Below are 17,214 nucleotides of genomic sequence, written 5' to 3'. Positions count from 1 at the left end.
CCCCGGGGGCGACTGGGGGGCCGCCGCACTTGAGCCTGCGAAGGCCCGCTTACCCCGCCCTGGCGGCGCTCGCCGCGCCCGCGCCCCCTGCGGGGGCCGACCCGCGCGCGGGGGGGGCGGCGGTGCCGCGCCACGTCGCCATCATCATGGACGGCAACGGCCGCTGGGCGGCGAGGCGCGGACTGCCGCGCGTCGAGGGCCATCGCCGCGGCGTCGAGGCGGTGCGTCGCGCCGTCGAGCTCGCGGGCGAGGCGGGCGTGCGCTACCTGACGCTCTACTCGTTCTCCGCCGAGAACTGGTCGCGCCCGGCCCAGGAGGTCTCGGACCTGATGGGCCTGCTCAAGCACTTCGTGCGCAAGGATCTCGCGACGCTCCACCGCAACGGCGTGCGCGTGCGCGTCATCGGCGAGCGTGAGGGTCTGCCCGCCGACATCGTCGGCGTGCTGGAGGAGGCCGAGGCGCGGACGCGCGCCAATGCGGGGCTCACCCTCGTCGTCGCCTTCAACTACGGCGGCCGCCAGGAGATCGCCCGCGCCGCGCGCGCGCTCGCCGCGGAGGTCGCCGCCGGGCGGCTCTCGCCGCAGGACATCACCGTCGAGCGGCTCTCCGCGGCGCTCGACACGCGCGACATCCCCGACCCGGATCTCGTGCTGCGCACCTCCGGCGAGCAGCGGATCTCGAACTTCCTGCCCTGGCAGAGCGCCTATTCCGAGCTCGTCTTCCTGCCCGACCTGTGGCCCGACTTCGGGCGCGAGGCCTTCGCAAAGGCGCTCGCCGAGTACGCCTGCCGCGAGCGCCGCTTCGGCGGCCTCGGGTCCGGGACGCTCTGACGTGCCCGCTTCCGGCCCGCGCGGCGAGGAGGGGGGCTTCCTGCGCTCGGAGACCGGCATCAGGCTCCTGTCCGCGCTGGTCCTCGTGGCGATGGCGCTGGGGAGCGCGTGGATCGGCGGGCCGATCCTCGCCGCCTTCTGGCTGCTCGCCGCCGGTGCCGCGGTCATCGAGTGGCGGCAGGTGGGCAAGCTCGAGCGGCCTGTGCCCATGCGTGTCGCCTTGCTCTTCGGCGTCCTGGCGCTCTCCATTCTCGCGGTTGTCGAGCCGCCCTGGACGATCGTTCTCGTCGTCGCCATGCTCGCCGCCGCCGCGGTCGCGGGCGCCGGACGGACTGGGCGGGATCGGCGGTGGGGGCTCGTCGGTCTCGTGGTGACGGGAACCCTCGCCACCGCCCCCGTGATCGTACGCGAGCACCCCGCGCTCGGCCTCACCGGGCTCCTTTGGATATTCGCCGTGGTCTGGGGCACCGACGTCGCCGCCTACTTCGTGGGGCGCGCGCTCGGCGGGCCGAAGCTCGCGCCGCGGATCAGCCCGGGGAAGACCTGGTCTGGCTTCTTCGGCGGGCTCGCCGTCGGCACGCTCGCGGGCGCGCTCGTCGTGGTGGCCGGCGAGGCGCTCGGCTGGGAGCGGCCGCTCGGCTGGCCGGCGATCGTCGCCCTCTCCGCGGTCGCGTCCGTGATCGGCCAGGTGGGCGACCTCGCCGAATCGAAGCTCAAGCGCCACTTCAACGTGAAGGATTCGAGCAGGCTGATCCCCGGCCATGGTGGCGTGCTCGACCGGATCGACGCCTTCGTCGCGGTGTGCGCCTTCGTTCTTCTGAGCCTGGGGATCGCGACGCTCGCGGTCGGATCCGCGACGGGTTGATGACACGCGCCGCGCTTTGCCTCATAAGGTGTCCGCAACGCGGGGAGGGCCAATGCCGAACGACGACGAGGCGCCCGGAGAGGCGCCCGGTGGCGCGCCGCGCCGCATCACCATCCTGGGTGCGACGGGTTCCGTCGGCCGCTCCACGGCGGACGTGGTGCGCGCGCACGCCGATCGCTTCGCGGTCGAGGCGGTGGTCGGCGGCCGGGACGCGGGAGCGCTCGCCGATCTCGCGGTCGCGCTCGGCGCGCGCTTCGCGGCGGTGGCTGACGAGGCGGCCGGCCCGGCGCTGAAGGAGGCGCTCGCGGGCACCGGCATCGCCTGCGGCGCCGGCGAGGCGGCGGTGATGGAGGCCGCGACCCGCGAGGCGGACGTCGTGCTCGCCGCCATCTCCGGCGCGGCCGGCCTCGCGCCGACCGTCGCCGCGATGCGGCCGGGCGTGACGATCGCGCTCGCCAACAAGGAATGCCTCGTCTCGGCGGGCGTCGCCTTCATGGCGCAGGCGCACCGCCTCGGCGCGACGCTCCGTGCCGTCGATTCCGAGCACAACGCGCTCGAGCAGGCGCTCGGCGCGGGTCGACCGCAGGACGTGACGGCGCTGACCCTGACGGCGTCGGGCGGCCCCTTTCGCACCTGGGAGCGCGAGCGCCTCGCCCGTGCGACGCCGAAGGAGGCGCTCAAGCATCCGACCTGGTCGATGGGCGCCAAGATCACCATCGATTCCGCCAGCCTGATGAACAAGGGCCTCGAGCTCATCGAGGCCCACCACCTGTTCGCGATGCCCGCCGAGCGGCTCGAGGTGCTGGTCCATCCGCAATCCATCGTGCACGGCCTCGTGCACTGGCGCGACGGCTCGATCACCGCGGGACTCGCCGCACCGGACATGCGCATCCCCATCGTCAATGCGCTCTCGGTCGACGGCGCCCGGCTCGACCTCGACGTGCCGCGGCTCGACTTCGCGGCGCTCGGCGGCTTCACCTTCGAGCGCGCCGACACCGAGCGGTTCCGCTGCCTCGCCCTGGCGCAGGCCGCGATGGCGGCGGGCGGCGGCGCGCCCACGGTGCTGAACGCGGCCAACGAAATCGCCGTCGCCGCCTTCTGCGCCGGGCGCATCGGCTTCTTCGGCATCGCCGAGACGGTCGAGGCCGCGCTCGACGCGATGAGCGCGACGTGCCTGCCGGCCCCCGCCAGCGTGGCGGAGGCGTTAACGCTGGATGCGGAAACCCGCGCGCGGACGCAGGAAATCTTGCAGGATCGGTCGGCGCGCCCGATCTCTTGACGGTACGGGTAGACGTGCGGCGGGGTCACCGCCGCGCATGACGGGACGATGCCGCGGTGGCGCGGCCGGAGGGAGAACGAGATGGAATTCCTGGGCGCGATCGGCGGCGGCGCCGTCGACATCCTCTTCGGCTATCTCGTCCCCTTCGTCTTCGTGCTCGCCATCGTCGTGTTCGTGCACGAGATGGGGCACTTCCTCGTCGGTCGCTGGTGCGGCGTCGGCGTGCAGGCCTTCTCGATCGGCTTCGGGCCCGAGCTCTTGGGCTGGAACGATCGGCAGGGCACGCGCTGGAAGGTCTGCGCGATCCCGCTGGGCGGCTACGTCAAGTTCTTCGGCGACGCCGGCGCCGCCTCGACGCCCGACAATGCCGGGCTCTCGCAGATGAGCGAGGCCGACAAGGCGAAGAGCTTCCACCACAAGCCCGTGGCACAGCGCGCCGCGATCGTCGCCGCGGGGCCGATCGCGAACTTCATCCTCGCCATCCTCGTCTTCGGCGCGGTGTTCTGGGCGAACGGCCGCACCGTGCTCGCGCCGCAGGTCGACGTCGTGCTCGAGAACAGCGCCGCCGAGCGCGCGGGCTTCCAGCCCGGCGACCTGATCGTGGAGATCGACGGGCGCTCCATCATCAGCTTCAACGAGATGCAGCGCATCGTCTCCTCCTCCGCCGAGGACCGTCTCGCGATCGTGGTGGAGCGCGACGGCGCGCGCGTGACGCTCGAGGCCACGCCCGAGCGACGCGTCGCCGAGACGGCGTTCGGCGCCCAGCGCATCGGCATGCTCGGCATCCAGGCGGCGAGCTCGCCGGACGCAATTCGCCACATCGACTACGGGCCGATCGAGGCGCTCGGGCTCGGGGCCTACGAGAGCTGGTTCGTGGTGGAGCGCACGTTCGACTATCTCGGCCAGCTGATCACCGGCCGCGAGAGCGCCGACCAGCTCTCGGGCCCGATCCGCATCGCCAAGGTCTCCGGCGACGTGGCGGAGGCAGGCGGGATCGTCTCGCTGATCACGCTGATGGCGGTGCTCTCCGTCTCGATCGGGCTCATCAACCTCTTCCCCGTGCCGATGCTCGACGGCGGCCACCTGATGTTCTACGCGGTCGAGGCCGCCCGGGGGCGGCCGCTGAGCGAGAACGCCCAGGAGATCGGTTTCCGCATCGGCTTCGCGCTGGTCATCTTCCTGATGCTCTTCGCCACGTGGAACGATATCGTTCACCTTATCAACCCGTTGACCGCCGAAGGGACGTGACACGAAGGCCACGCCGGGGCAAAATTCCGCTCGGGTGGACGACACGGCGGTTGCTTGACCGCGCGACTCGGTTAGAAGCGGGATTTGACCAGAACGGTCGGGAGGCGTTCCAGAGCCTGCCGGTCCGGGTGGCAACCCGTGGCAATCAAGAACGAGACGGGCTCATACATGTCGATGACAGTGGAACGCCGGCGTAGAGCGGCGAAGCGGACGTCCGTCGCGGTCGCGGCGCTGATGGCGACCTTCACCGTGAGCGAGGCGCTGGCGCAGCAGGTCGTCGTGCGCGGCAACAGCCGCGTCGCCGACGAGACCATTCGCGCCTACGTCACCGGCGTGAGCGCCGAGGAGGCGCGGCGCAACCTGGTCGCCACCGGCTTCTTCTCCGACGTGCGCGTGAGCCGCCAGGGCGGCCAGCTCGTCGTCACCGTCGTCGAGAACCAGATCATCAACCGGGTCGCCTTCGAGGGGAACCGGCGCCTGCAGAGCGAGGCGCTCCTGCCCGAGCTGCAGACGCGCGCCCGCCAGCCCTACAACCCCGCCACCGTCGCCGCGGACGTCTCCCGCCTGCAGGAGATCTATCGTCGCACCGGCCGGGGCCTCGCGACCGTGACGTCGCGCATCGTCGACCTGCCGGACGGGCGCATCGACGTCGTCTTCACGGTCGACGAGGGCACCAAGACCGGCATCCGTGAGATCAGCTTCACCGGCAACGAGGTCTTCTCCGACGGCCGCCTGCGCGACGTCATGACCTCGACGGAGTCGAACATCCTGTCGTTCCTCAAGACGACGGACGTCTACGACCCGGACCGTCTCGCCGCCGACCTCGAGCTGATCCGCCGCTACTACCTCCGTAAGGGCTACGCCGACTTCCGCGTCGTGGGCACGGACGTGCAGTTCGATGCGCAGCGCGAGGGCTACGTCATCGACATCGCCGTCGAGGAGGGCCAGCAGTATCGCGTGGGCAACGTCGCGATCGACTCGCGCATCCCCGACGTCTCGACCGAGGAGCTGAACCGGCGCGTCCTCACCCGCGAGGGGCAGGTCTACGACGCCACGGCGGTCGAGCGCACGCTCGTCGATCTCACCACCGAGGTGGCGCGGCGCGGCTACGCCTTCGCGCAGGTCCGCCCGGCGGGCGAGCGCGACCCGGCGGCGGGCGTCGTCAACATCACCTACATCGTCGAGGAGGGTCCGCGCGTCTACATCGAGCGGATCAACATCCGCGGCAACACGCGCACCCGAGACTACGTCATCCGCCGCGAGCTCGACCTCGGCGAAGGCGACCCCTACAACAAGGTGCTGATCGATCGTGCCGAGCGGCGCCTGAACGCGCTCGGCTTCTTCGAGCGCGTGCGCATCTCCAACGAGCCGAGCCAGTCGCCCGACCGCGTGGTGCTCAACATCGACGTCGAGGACAAGCCGACCGGCTCGTTCTCGGTCGCCGGCGGCTACTCCACGACGGACGGGTTCATCGGAGAGGTCTCGCTGTCGGAGGCGAACTTCCTCGGTCGCGGCCAGGCGGTGCGGATCGCCGGCTCCTGGGGCGAGCGCACGCAGGGCTTCGACTTCTCGTTCACGGAGCCGTACTTCCTCGGCTACCGGGTGGCCGCGGGCGTCGACCTGTTCTCGCGCTTCTCGGAGGCGTCCGACACCGGCCGCTACGACACGCGCACGACCGGCGGCACCCTGCGCTTCGGCGTGCCGATCACCGAGCAGTTCTCGGTCACGGCCCGCTACTCGCTCTACCAGCAGGACATCGACGTCCCGGTGGCGTTCCGTGACGGCATCGCGACGAACGGCGAGGCGTCGCTGGCGATCAAGGAGGCCGCCGGCGAGACGATCACCTCGCTCGTCGGGCTGACCTTCACCTACAACTCGCTCGACAACCCGCGGAACCCGCGCGAGGGCATCTTCGCGGAGATCCGGCCGGAGGTCGCCGGGATCGGCGGCGACTCGGAGTTCTTCCGTGTCACCGCGGATGCGCGCTACTACCAAGAGCTCTTCGAGGACGTGGTCGGCATCGCCCGCGTCCAGGCCGGCCACATCTCGGCATTCGGCTCCGACGACCTGCGCATCCTCGACCACTTCTTCCTCGGCTCGTCGCTGGTGCGCGGCTTCGAGTCCTCCGGCATCGGCCCGCGCGACGTCTCGACGGGCGACGTCGCGAACGCGATCGGCGGCACGACCTACTTCGGCGGCTCGCTGGAGGTGCAGTTCCCGCTGCCGCTCCTGCCGCGCGACTTCGGCTTCCGCGGCGCGGTCTTCGCCGACGCCGGCACGCTCTACGGCTACGAGGGCCGCACGGTCTTCTCCGGCGGGCAGACGATCCGCGTGCAGGAGAACGACGAGATCCGTTCCTCGATCGGCGCGAGCCTGCTCTGGGCCTCGCCGCTCGGGCCGCTGCGGTTCGACTACGCCTACGTCCTGTCCAAGGCAGACGCGGACCAGACGCAATCCTTCCGCTTCTCGGGCGGGACGAGCTTCTGAGGCGGCTCGCCGGCCGCGGCAGCGGGCCGGCGGGGAAGACCCGACTTCGGGCGCGCGGGGGATGGAGCCCTCCGCGCGCCCGTTCGTTTCAGGCCCGAGCCGCGCGCCGGCCACGATCCCGGCCCCGGTCCCTCGGCCGCCGGCCCGGGGACCGTGCGGGGGACGCAGCGGGAATGGCAGCGGCCGGCACGAGCGAGGCGCCGCCGACGCAAGCCTCAGAGGAGACCACCTTGCCGGAGCCCGTCTTCTTCCCGACAGCCGGTGCGATCACGTTCGCCGAAGTCGCCGATCTCGCCGGGGCGCCGCTGCCCGCCGACGCCGACCCGCAGGCCACGATCGAGGAGGCGGTGCCGCTCGAGCGCGCCGGGCCGCGCAGCCTCGCCTATATGGACAACCCGGCCTATGCCGAGGCGCTCGCGGCGACGGCGGCGGGTCTGGTGCTCGTATCCCGTCGCTTCGCCGAGCGGGTGCCCGCTGGCTCCCACGCCCTCGTCTGTGCGGAGCCCTACCGGGCTTTCGCCGGCGCGCTGGCGCGGCTCCACCCCAGCGCCGTACGCCCCGGCTCGTGCTTCGGCGCGCAGGGCGTCTCCCACGGCGCCCTCGTGCATCCGACCGCGCGGATCGAGCACGGTGCCACGGTCGATCCCGGCGCGGTGATCGGCCCGCATGCGGAGATCGGCAAGGGCACGATCGTCTGCGCGGGCGCCGTCGTGGGGCCGCATTGCCGGATCGGGCGCGACTGCGCCGTCTCGGCGGGGGTGACGCTCGCCAACGCGCTGGTGGGCAACCGCGTCATCCTCCATCCGGGCGTGCGCATCGGCCAGGACGGCTTCGGCTTCGCCATGGGCCCGCGGGGGCACGCGAAGGTACCGCAGATCGGGCGTGTGATCGTGCAGGACGACGTCGAGATCGGCGCCAACACCACGATCGATCGCGGCTCGGGCCGCGATACCGTCATCGGCGAGGGCACCAAGATCGACAACCTCGTCCAGATCGGCCACAACGTCGTCATCGGCCGGCACTGCGTGATCGTGTCCCAGGTCGGCATCTCCGGCTCGGCCACGCTCGGGGATTTCGTCGTGCTGGGCGGGCAGGTCGGCGTGATCGGCCACGTCACGATCGGCGACGGCGCCCAGATCGCGGCGACGTCGAACGTCAACGGCGACGTGCCCGCCGGGGCCCGCTGGGGCGGCACGCCGGCCAAGCCCGTGCGCGAGTGGTTCCGCGAGATCAACGCGGTGAAGATGCTTGCATCGCGCCGCGATATCGCCAAAGACGACGGCGCCTGACGGGCGCGACGAGGAAGAAGGGAGGCGTGAGCATGAGCGAGACGACCGGCGAGGGTGGCCCGACGAGCCTGGAGGCCGTCGACATCGTCGAGATCCTGGAGCTCCTGCCGCACCGCTACCCGTTCCTGCTCGTCGACCGCATCCGCGACATCGACGGGGACCGCTCCTGCGTCGGCATCAAGAACGTGACGTTCAACGAGCCGCAGTTCACGGGCCACTTCCCGACGCGACCGATCTTTCCGGGCGTGATGATCTGCGAGGGCATGGCGCAGACGGCGGGCGCCATCTGCGTGCTCGCCCAGCGCGGGGCGAAGAAGAAGCCCGAGCAGGTGTTCTTCATGACCATGGACAAGGTCAAGTTCCGCAAGCCCGTCCAGCCGGGCGACGTGCTCGAGTACCGGATGACCAAGCTCAACCAGCGTCGGGCCATGTGGTGGTATCGCGGCGAGGCCTATGTCGACGGCACGCTCGTCGCCGAGGCCGAGCTGTCGGCGATGCTGGTGCTCTCTTGAGCGCGACGATCCACCCGACCGCGACCGTCGAGGACGGCGCGACGCTCGGCGCGGGCGTCTCGATCGGCCCGTTCTGCCGCGTCGGCGCCGACGCGACGCTCGGCGACGGGGTGGTGCTCGAGAGCCACGTCGTGGTCGAGGGGCACACCACGATCGGCGCGCGCACGCGCGTCCACCCCTTCGCCTGCCTCGGTGGCCCGCCGCAGGACTACAAGTACGACGGCAGCCCCACGCGGCTCGTCGTGGGCGCCGATTGCACGATCCGCGAGGCGGTGACGATGCACCGCGGCACGCCGCAGGGCGGCGGGGAGACGCGGGTGGGGGATCGCTGCTTCATCCTGGCCTACGCCCATGTCGCCCACGACAACCGCATCGGTCACGACGTCGTCCTCACCAACACGGCCATGCTCGGCGGTCACGTCACGATCGGCGACTTCGCCATCGTCGGCGGCGGCGCTGGCATCCACCAGTTCGTGCGCATCGGCGCATACGCCTTCGTCGGCGGCCTCGCGGCGGTGGAGCACGACGTCATCCCCTACGGCATGGCGATCGGCAACCGCGCCGACCTCGCCGGGCTGAACCTCGTCGGCCTGAAGCGCCGCGGCGTCCCGCGCGAGGCGATCCACGCGCTGCGCCACGCCTATCGCGCGCTGTTCGAGGGCGCGGGGACGCTCGCCGAGCGGGCGGACGCGGTCGAGGCGCAGTACGGCGAGATCGCGCAGGTGCGCGAGATCCTCGAGTTCGTGCGCAGCGCCGGCCGGCGCTCGATCATGACCCCGGGCGCGGGCGCCTGATCATGGACGGGGCGGGGCCGGTCGTCGTCGTCGCCGGTGCGGGGGCGCTGCCGGCGCTCCTGATCCGGGCTCTCGATGCGGCTTCCCGCGAACGCCGCGTCATCGCGCTGAAGGGCTTCGCCGACGCCGCCGTCGCGCGCGGGGCGGACCGCACGATGAGCCTCCTCGACGTCTCCGGCATCCTCGCCCAGCTCGCCGCCTGGCGCCCCGCCGCGGTGACGTTGGCCGGCGGCGTGGTGCGCCCGTCGCCCGCGGCGCTCGCCGGCGGCGTCGCCGCCTGGCGGAACCGGCGCGAGCTCGCCGAGCTGTTCGCGCGCGGCGACGACCACCTGCTGCGCGGGGTCGTGGCGCTGCTCGAGGAAGAGGGCCACCGCGTCGTCGGCGCCCACGAGATCGCGCCCGACCTGCTCGCGCCCGCCGGCGTTCTCGGCGCCGTCTCGCCCGAGGCGGAGGCGTGGCGCGCCATCGAGACCGGCTTCGCCTGCCTCGCGGTGCTCTCGCCCTTCGACGTCGGCCAGGCCTGCGTCGCGGTCTCGGCGCGGGTCGTCGCCGTCGAGGGTGCCGAGGGGACCGACCGGATGCTCGCGCGGGTCGGCGGCAGCGTCGGCGGACGGCTCGCGGGCCTCCTCCCTGCGCTCATCCCGGCCTCGCGGCGCGCGAAGCCCGCGGCCGGCGTGCTGGTGAAATCGGCGAAGACGGGGCAGGATCACCGTGTCGACCTCGCCGCGAGCGGCCCGCGCACGGTCCGCAACGCCGCTCGCGCGGGGCTCGCCGGCATCGCGCTCGGCGCCGGCGCGACGCTGACGATCGAGCGCGACGCCATGATCGCGGCGGCGGACCGAGCCGGTCTCTTCCTCGTCGGCGTCGACCCGGCCCGACCGGGGGAGGTGCCGGCATGACGGACGCGCCGCTGTTCTACCTCGTCGCCGGGGAGGAATCGGGCGACGCGCTCGGAGCCGGCCTGATGCGCTCCCTGCGCGCCCGCGTCCCCGGCGCGCGTTTCGTGGGTGTCGGCGGCGCGCGCATGGCCGTGGAGGGGCTCGACAGCCTGTTTCCCATGGCGGAGATGTCGGTGATGGGCATCCTGCCGGTGATCGCCCGGCTGCCCTCGCTGCTGCGCCGCATCGACGAGACCGCCCAGGCCGTCGTCGCCGCCGAGCCCGACGTCCTCGTCCTGATCGACAGCCCGGACTTCACCCACCGTGTGGCGCGGCGCGCCCGCAAGCGGCTGCCGGGGCTCACCGTGATCAACTACGTCTCGCCGACCGTCTGGGCCTGGCGGCCGGGGCGGGCGAAGGCGATGCGGGCCTATGTCGACCACGTCATGGCGCTCAAGCCCTTCGAGCCCGCCGCGCACGCGCGCCTGGGCGGTCCGCCCTGCACCTATGTCGGCCATCCGCTGATCGAGCACACGCACGCCCTGCGCCCCGCCCCCGGCGAGCGCCGGCCGGTCGGGGAGGGACCGCTCGAGCTGCTCGTGCTCCCCGGCAGCCGCCGCTCCGAGGTCTCGCGCCTTCTGGGGCCCTTCGGCGACGCCGTCGCCCGGATCGAGGCGACGCTCGGGCGCGACGTGTCGCTGACGCTGCCCGCGGTCGATCATGTCCTGCCGCTGATCGAGGCGGGCGTGCGCGACTGGCCGCGCGCGCCGGCGATCGTGCGCGGCGAGGAGGCCAAGCGCGCCGCCTTCCGTCGGGCGCACGTGGCCCTCGCCGCCTCGGGTACCGTGACGCTCGAGCTCGCGCTCTCCGGCGTGCCGATGGTCGTCGCCTACAAGGTCTCGAAGCTCGAGGAGCAGCTCAAGTGGCTGCTCACGATCGACACGATCGTGCTCGCCAACCTCGTTCTCGGCGAGAAGGCCTTCCCCGAGCTGATCCAGGACGAGTGCCGCGGGGAGACGCTTGCCGCCGCCCTCGCGCCGCTGTGCGCCGAGACCCCCGCGCGCCGCGCCCAGCTCGACGCCATGTCCCGGATCGACGCCGCCATGGACCTCGGCGGCGAGACGCCCAGCGAGGCGGCGGCGCGGGTGGTGCTGGAGACGTTGGGGAGTCGGACCGCCGAGACGAAGCGCTGAGCGGCATCTTCGCGGTCGCGCCCGTTGACGATTCCCCCGGCGCGTGTCGCTATGCGGTCTTCCGCAACGTTCCCGCCCGCGATCCACGCCGATGACCGTCCGCGACCGCCTGGAGACCATCCTATCGCGCCTCGACGCCCGTGCCGGCGACGAGCGCGTGTACACCCGCCTCTACCCGGACGCGGCCCGCGCGGCCGCGGACGCCGCCGACGCGCGCCGCCGCGTCGGGAACTCGCTCGGGCCGCTCGACGGCGCGATCGTCTCGATCAAGGACCTGTTCGACGTCGCCGGCGAGCCGACGAGCGCGGGCTCCGTCATCCTGCGCGACGCCGAGCCTGCGCGGGCGGATGCGCCGGTCGTCGCGCGGCTGCGCCGGGCCGGCGTGGTGATCCTGGGCAAGACCAACATGTCCGAGTTCGCCTTCTCGGGCATCGGCATGAACCCGCATTTCGGCACGCCGGGCAACGCCGCCGATCCCGCGCGCGTGCCCGGCGGCTCGTCCTCGGGCGCCGGCGTCGGCGTCGGCGAGGGCACCTGCGACATCGCCATCGGCACCGATACCGGCGGCTCGGTGCGCATCCCCGCCTCCCTCAACGGCGTCGTCGGCTTCAAGCCGACGAGCGGGCGCGTGCCCACGGCGGGCGCCTACCCGCTCTCGCGCACGCTCGATTCGGTCGGCCCCCTCGCGCGGACGGTGGCGGCGTGCGCCGCCGCCGACGCGGTGATGGCCGGCGCGGAGCCGCAGGCGCTCGCGCCGATGCCGGTGGCGGGGCTGCGCATCGGCGTGCCGCGCGGGCTCCTGTTCGGGCAGGTCGAGGACGTCGTCGCCCGCGGCTTCGAGGCGGCGCTCGCGCGGCTCTCGGCGGCGGGGGCGCGCATCGTCGAGCACGGCATCGACGACCTGCTCGACGCCATGGCCGAGGCCGCGACGCGGGCCGGCGCGCCGCTCGTCGCGATCGAGGCGGCCGCCGTGCACGCGCGGAGCCACGAGACACACGCCTCGGGCTACGACCGCAACGTCCTCGCCCGCATCCGGCTCGGCGCCGGCGTGAGCGCGGCGGCCTACCAGGCCTATCTCGAGACCCGCCGGGACTTGATCGCCGCCATGGACCGGCGGCTCGCCCCCCTCGACGTGCTCGCCCTCCCGACGACGGCGACGACGGCGCCGGAGATCGCGGCCCTCGCGGCCGACGACGACGCCTTCCGGCAGGCGAACCTGCTGATGCTGCGCAACACCACCTTCGGCAACCTGTTCGACCTGTGCGGCGTCAGCCTGCCGATGCCGGGGATGCCGCGCCCCGCGGGGCTGATGCTGCTCGCCCGCGGCGGGCGCGACCGCACGCTGCTCGAGGTCGCGGCGGGCATCGAGCCGCTTCTCGCCTGTTGACGACGGCCGCGGTGCGGCCACGCCCCGCTTCCCTCGTGCGCCCGGGCATCGTAACCCGGACGCAGACGCGAGGAGGCGGGCATGCGGCTGAAGGTCACGACCTGGAACATCAACTCGGTGCGCCTGCGCCTGCCGCTCGTGCTGCGCTTCCTCGACGAGCACGCGCCCGACGTCCTGTGCCTGCAGGAGACCAAGTGCCCGGACGACAAGTTCCCGTCCTCCGACCTTCGCAAGGCCGGGTACGAGCACATCGAGTTCGTGGGGCAGAAGGGCTATCACGGCGTCGCGGTGCTCTCGCGCCTGCCGCTCGAGACGCGGCGGGTGATGAGCTTCTGCGGCAAGGCGGACGCCCGCCACATGGCGGTGCGCCTCGCCCCAGGCGCCGGCGCGGCCGCGGGGATCACGATCCACAATTTCTACGTCCCCGCCGGCGGCGACGTGCCCGATCCGGCGCTGAACGAGAAGTTCGCCCACAAGCTCCAGTTCCTGGCCGAGATGCGCGCCTGGGGCGCGGCGGAGCGCCCGACGGCGGCGCCGGCGATCCTGGTCGGCGACCTCAACGTGGCGCCGCTCGAGCACGACGTGTGGAGCCACAAGCAGCTGCTCGGCGTCGTCAGCCACACGCCGGTGGAGACCCAGGCGCTCGAGACGCTACGCGGGGAGGCCGGCTGGGCCGACGCCGCGCGGGTGCTCGTGCCCGAGCCGGAGAAGATCTACACGTGGTGGAGCTACCGCGCGCCGGACTGGGCCAAGGCGAACAAGGGCCGGCGGCTCGACCACGTCTGGCTCTCGCAAGACCTGATGGCGACATGCCGCAGCGTGGACGTCCTCACGGACGCCCGCGGCTGGGACCGGCCCTCGGATCACGCGCCGGTGACGGCGACGCTCGTGCTGTGACGGCGCTTGCCTCCACCCTCTGGCCCGCGCTCGCCTGCACGACGCCCCGCCTCGCGCTGCGCCCGCTCGCGGCCGCAGACGCGCCGGCGCTGCGGGCGATCACCAACGATCCCGCGGTCGCGCCCTTCGTCTCCTTCCTGCCCCACCCGTTCGGCCTCGACGACGCCCATGCCCTGATCGCCCGCAACCACGCCGGCGCGCAGGAACGCTTCCTCGGCATCGTCCACGACGGGGCGCTGATCGGCGTGATCGGCGCCCACGCGCATGCGCCGGTGGGGGAGCGCCCGGCGATCGAGATCGGCTACTGGCTCGCCTCGGACGCGCGCGGCGCCGGCTACGCCCGCGAGGCGGCCCGCGCCCTCGTGGCGCGGCTGCGGGCGCTCGCGCCGGAGGCGGCGGTCGTGGCCGAGGTGGCGCCGGAGAACGCGGCCTCGCGACGGCTGCTCGGCGACGTCGGGTTCGCGGAAGCGGGGATGGCCGGCGAGCGGCCGGGGCGGGGGCTCATGGTGCTCGGAGACGCTCAGCTGCGCTAGGTGGGCAGCGGGCCGCGCCGATCGATCCATTCCCGCATCGACGTCAGCAGCTCTTGCATCGTGTATTCCTCGATATCTCGTGGCGCGAAACCCCTCGCGGCGAGCCTTTCGTAATGCCAGGCTCGGACGTCGTCGTATCGAGCGATGATGTGCAGCGGCCCGGGCGCATCCTTCAGCCTGGCTTCCGAGGCGATCCAGGATCGGACCCGGCGGATCGCTTCATCGTAGCGTGCTCCGTGAGCCTGCACATCGCATCCTGCGAGATCCGAGATCGAGGCTCCGTGCCGATGCGGCTGCTCCTCCAGGATCAGGATCGTCTTGGTTTCGCGCCCGCCACCACAATAGAGGCGGCAGCCGTAGTCGAGGCCGAGCTCGAGCAACGGGAACACGCATGGCGAGCGACCGTGTCGACGCCGCATGGGACCGGGGTGCGGAGGCGGGCGCGGGCTCATGGTGTCGATGCGTGCCGACCATGAAAGCGGTAGTTCTCAGCACATAAAGTCCGTCCTTAATTTTCGCTTTATTCAAGCTGTTCGGTAACGTTGGGGAAGTCGAAAGCAATCTTCAGATCCATAAACATTTGATTCAGCCTTGCCGTGGTGAAATCTCCGAGCGCGCTTCCCCGGTCGCGCCCATAGGAGGTCATCACCATGCGCAAGCTCGCAACGTTCGCAGCCGGCATCCTGCTCGCCGTCGGCCTCGCCACGTCCGCCCAGGCCGATCTCGCCCCGCTGGAGATCGAGGGCGCGAAGACCGTCGACGCCGACGGCGTCATCGAGCTCGTCACGACGACGCCGAACCTCGTCATCCTCGACAACCGCAGCCAGGGCGACTTCGACGCCGGCCACATCGAGGGCGCCGTGCGCCTGATCGACACCGACATCGCCGCGGAGGCCGACATCGTCGCCCATGCGGCGAAGGATGCCCCGGTGCTGTTCTACTGCAACGGCCTTTCCTGCGGCCGCGCCGCCAACGCCGTGATCAAGGCGGTCGGCTACGGCTACTCGGACGTCTACTACTACGCGCTCGGCATGGAGGAGTGGAAGGAGCGGGGGCTGCCCCTCGTCTCGAACTGACCCGCCGCGGCACCGTCCCGGCGCGGCCAGCGCGACGGGACGATGCGCGCCTCGACGGCGGGCCGCCGCCCGCCGGTCCCCCCGATCTCGTCCTGGATCCGAGCCACCATGACCGAGCACAAGAAGCTTCTCGCCATCCTCGTCGCGTCGGCGGTGCTGAACTGCATCGCGGCCGTCGGCGTCATGTCCCTCGTCACCTCGCGCTACGAGGGGGCCGTCCACGAGGCGACGGCGGGCCAGCTCGGCTCCATGCTCAACGGCTACGTTTCCGACGTCGCCTGGGGCGAGTATTCGCAGAAGGTCACGGTGCTCGCCGGCCAGGTCGCCCAGGTCGCGGAGCTGCGCGCTGCCGTGGCCGCCGGCGACGCCGCGGCGGCCGCCTCCGTCCTGCCCGAGATGCTGCGCCGCGAGGCGGTCACCTCCGGCGCCGTCGCCGTCACCGGCCTCGCGCTGTACGGTCCCGACGGGACCCTGATCGCCGAGCACGCGGCGATGCCGGGCGTGGTCTCGCCGCCCGACCTGCCCGCCCGGCTCGCCGGTCGCTCGGGCGCGGCCGCGCTCGAGACGCTGCGGGTCGAGTGGTCCGCCGACGGCGCGCCGCGGATCGGCATCGTCGCTCCCGTGGGCGGGCTGCGGGTCGTGGGCTACCTCGCCGTCCACGCCGATCCGCTCCACGCCCTGCGCGAGGCGGACGCGCGGCTCGGCCTCGAGCTCGCCTTCCTCGCCGCCGGCGGCGGACGCACGCTCGCCGATCTGGACGGCTACGCCCTGCCCGAGGGCGCGATGCCGGCCTCGGCCACGCTGCCGATCCTCGACGCGGACGGCGCGCCCGCCTTCGACGTCGCGGTCCGCTGGGACGTGGCGCGCTCCGCCGCCACCATGGCGGAGACCCGCACCTTCTCGCTCGCCGTTCTCGTCGCCGCGGTCGCGCTCGTCGGGCTCGGCACGATCGCGCTGGTCTTCCGGCTGATTCGGCGCATCGCCCGCGCCGAATCCGAGGCCGCCGAGGCCGCCATGCGGGCGCGCGTCGCCGAGGAGGAGGAGCGCCGCAGCGCCGACGACGTCCGCGTCAAGGAGGCGGCGGAGGCCCGCCGCAAGGAGATGATGGCGATGGCCGACGCGCTCGACGCCTCCGTCGCCGGCGTGGTCCAGGCGCTGTCGAGCGCCGCCGCGCAGATCGAGGGCTCCGCGGGCGGCCTCGTCGCCCTCGCCGCCACCACCACCGACCGCGGCCGCGAGGCCGGCGCGGCCTCCGCCCGTGCCAGCGCCGACGTCCAGACGGTCGCCTCCGCCAGCGAGGAGCTGAGCCTGTCGATCTCCGAGATCGGCGGGCGCGTCTCGCAGGCGTCCGAGATCGCCGGCTCCGCGGTGTCGGAGGCGTCCGCGGTGGGTGACAAGGTCCGCGCGCTCGGCGAGGCGACGGCGCGCATCGGCGACGTCGTCGAGCTGATCGACGCGATCGCCGCCCAGACCAATCTCCTCGCGCTCAACGCCACGATCGAGGCGGCCCGGGCGGGAGAGGCGGGCAAGGGCTTCGCCGTCGTCGCCGCGGAGGTGAAGACTCTCGCCGCCCAGACCGCCAAGGCAACCGAGGAGATCACCGGCCAGATCGGCGCGGTGCAGGGCGCGGCCGGCGAGGTCGTCGGCGCCATCGACGGCATCAGCCGCACGATCCGCGAGATCAGCGGAATCTCGACCCAGGTCGCCGCGACGGTCGAGCAGCAGCGCGCCGCGACCGCCGAGATCGCCCGTTCCGTGGCGCAGGCGGCGCAGGGCGCCGCCGGCATCGCCGGCAACGTCTCCGAGGTCACCGACGCCGCGGCGCAGACGACCGACAAGGCCGGCGAGCTGCGCACCGCGTCGGGCGCGCTCACCGCCCAGGCCGAGATGCTCCGGCGCGAGATGACGGCGTTCCTGGACAAGCTCAGGGCGGCGTGAGGTCGGGC

The 17,214-nt window shown here is 72.8% G+C and carries 16 protein-coding genes; 15 read left to right on the top strand and 1 reads right to left on the bottom strand.

The annotated features are described in order from the left end of the window. The first annotated feature begins 146 nt into the window (after window positions 1-146). From ACTZWW_RS13250 to ACTZWW_RS13190, 13 genes are all read left to right on the top strand, one after another. Entirely contained in the window at window positions 147-830 is a 684-nt protein-coding gene (locus tag ACTZWW_RS13250) for an isoprenyl transferase (RefSeq protein ID WP_444781433.1), read from the top strand. A gap of 1 nt (window position 831) precedes the next feature. After that, entirely contained in the window at window positions 832-1,695 is an 864-nt protein-coding gene (locus ACTZWW_RS13245) for a phosphatidate cytidylyltransferase (protein WP_444781431.1), read from the top strand. Between the two features lie 52 nt (window positions 1,696-1,747). Further along, window positions 1,748-2,974 (top strand): 1-deoxy-D-xylulose-5-phosphate reductoisomerase, encoded by a 1,227-nt coding sequence (gene dxr, locus ACTZWW_RS13240; protein ID WP_444781430.1) that lies wholly within the window; start codon window positions 1,748-1,750, stop codon window positions 2,972-2,974. An 81-nt stretch (window positions 2,975-3,055) separates the two neighbouring features. Continuing rightward, complete coding sequence (rseP, locus tag ACTZWW_RS13235) at window positions 3,056-4,222, top strand: RIP metalloprotease RseP (protein WP_444781429.1); 1,167 nt, start codon at window positions 3,056-3,058, stop codon at window positions 4,220-4,222. A gap of 168 nt (window positions 4,223-4,390) precedes the next feature. Then, on the top strand, window positions 4,391-6,709 hold the full coding sequence (gene bamA, locus ACTZWW_RS13230; protein ID WP_444781428.1) for an outer membrane protein assembly factor BamA: 2,319 nt from the start codon (window positions 4,391-4,393) through the stop codon (window positions 6,707-6,709). Between the two features lie 230 nt (window positions 6,710-6,939). Further along, entirely contained in the window at window positions 6,940-7,998 is a 1,059-nt protein-coding gene (gene lpxD / locus ACTZWW_RS13225; protein ID WP_444781427.1) for a UDP-3-O-(3-hydroxymyristoyl)glucosamine N-acyltransferase, read from the top strand. Between the two features lie 32 nt (window positions 7,999-8,030). Next, window positions 8,031-8,510, top strand: coding sequence for a 3-hydroxyacyl-ACP dehydratase FabZ (fabZ, locus tag ACTZWW_RS13220; protein ID WP_444781426.1), 480 nt, complete (start codon window positions 8,031-8,033; stop codon window positions 8,508-8,510). Further along, complete coding sequence (gene lpxA / locus ACTZWW_RS13215; RefSeq protein WP_444781425.1) at window positions 8,507-9,304, top strand: acyl-ACP--UDP-N-acetylglucosamine O-acyltransferase; 798 nt, start codon at window positions 8,507-8,509, stop codon at window positions 9,302-9,304. Before fabZ ends, lpxA begins: the two co-directional genes overlap by 4 nt. A 2-nt stretch (window positions 9,305-9,306) precedes the next feature. Beyond that, window positions 9,307-10,203: an LpxI family protein gene (locus ACTZWW_RS13210; protein WP_444781424.1), complete on the top strand. Its 897-nt coding sequence runs from the start codon at window positions 9,307-9,309 to the stop codon at window positions 10,201-10,203. Next, complete coding sequence (gene lpxB / locus ACTZWW_RS13205) at window positions 10,200-11,375, top strand: lipid-A-disaccharide synthase (protein WP_444781423.1); 1,176 nt, start codon at window positions 10,200-10,202, stop codon at window positions 11,373-11,375. Before ACTZWW_RS13210 ends, lpxB begins: the two co-directional genes overlap by 4 nt. Before the next feature lie 91 nt (window positions 11,376-11,466). After that, complete coding sequence (locus ACTZWW_RS13200; RefSeq protein WP_444781422.1) at window positions 11,467-12,762, top strand: amidase; 1,296 nt, start codon at window positions 11,467-11,469, stop codon at window positions 12,760-12,762. 81 nt (window positions 12,763-12,843) lie between these two features. Further along, entirely contained in the window at window positions 12,844-13,659 is an 816-nt protein-coding gene (locus ACTZWW_RS13195) for an exodeoxyribonuclease III (protein WP_444781421.1), read from the top strand. Continuing rightward, window positions 13,656-14,192 (top strand): GNAT family N-acetyltransferase, encoded by a 537-nt coding sequence (locus ACTZWW_RS13190; protein WP_444781420.1) that lies wholly within the window; start codon window positions 13,656-13,658, stop codon window positions 14,190-14,192. The genes ACTZWW_RS13195 and ACTZWW_RS13190 overlap by 4 nt, the downstream gene beginning before the upstream one ends. On the opposite strand, the gene ACTZWW_RS13185 is transcribed toward ACTZWW_RS13190, so the two are convergent. Next, the gene (locus ACTZWW_RS13185; RefSeq protein WP_444781419.1) at window positions 14,189-14,572 is read right to left on the bottom strand and encodes a hypothetical protein; all 384 of its coding nucleotides are present in this window, start codon (window positions 14,570-14,572) and stop codon (window positions 14,189-14,191) included. The two genes, ACTZWW_RS13190 and ACTZWW_RS13185, sit on opposite strands and share 4 nt — an antisense overlap. Window positions 14,573-14,842: 270 nt before the next feature. Between ACTZWW_RS13185 and ACTZWW_RS13180 the strand changes: the two genes are divergently transcribed. Continuing rightward, entirely contained in the window at window positions 14,843-15,268 is a 426-nt protein-coding gene (locus ACTZWW_RS13180; RefSeq protein ID WP_444781418.1) for a rhodanese-like domain-containing protein, read from the top strand. Window positions 15,269-15,376: 108 nt separating this feature from the next. After that, complete coding sequence (locus ACTZWW_RS13175; protein WP_444781417.1) at window positions 15,377-17,206, top strand: methyl-accepting chemotaxis protein; 1,830 nt, start codon at window positions 15,377-15,379, stop codon at window positions 17,204-17,206. The last annotated feature ends 8 nt before the right edge of the window (window positions 17,207-17,214 follow it).

Origin of the sequence: Salinarimonas sp. NSM (assembly GCF_052380005.1) — a bacterium.
Taxonomy (GTDB): Bacteria; Pseudomonadota; Alphaproteobacteria; order Rhizobiales; family Beijerinckiaceae; genus Salinarimonas.
Note: the sequence above shows the minus strand (reverse complement) of the source record. Positions and strands in the feature narration are given on the sequence as shown.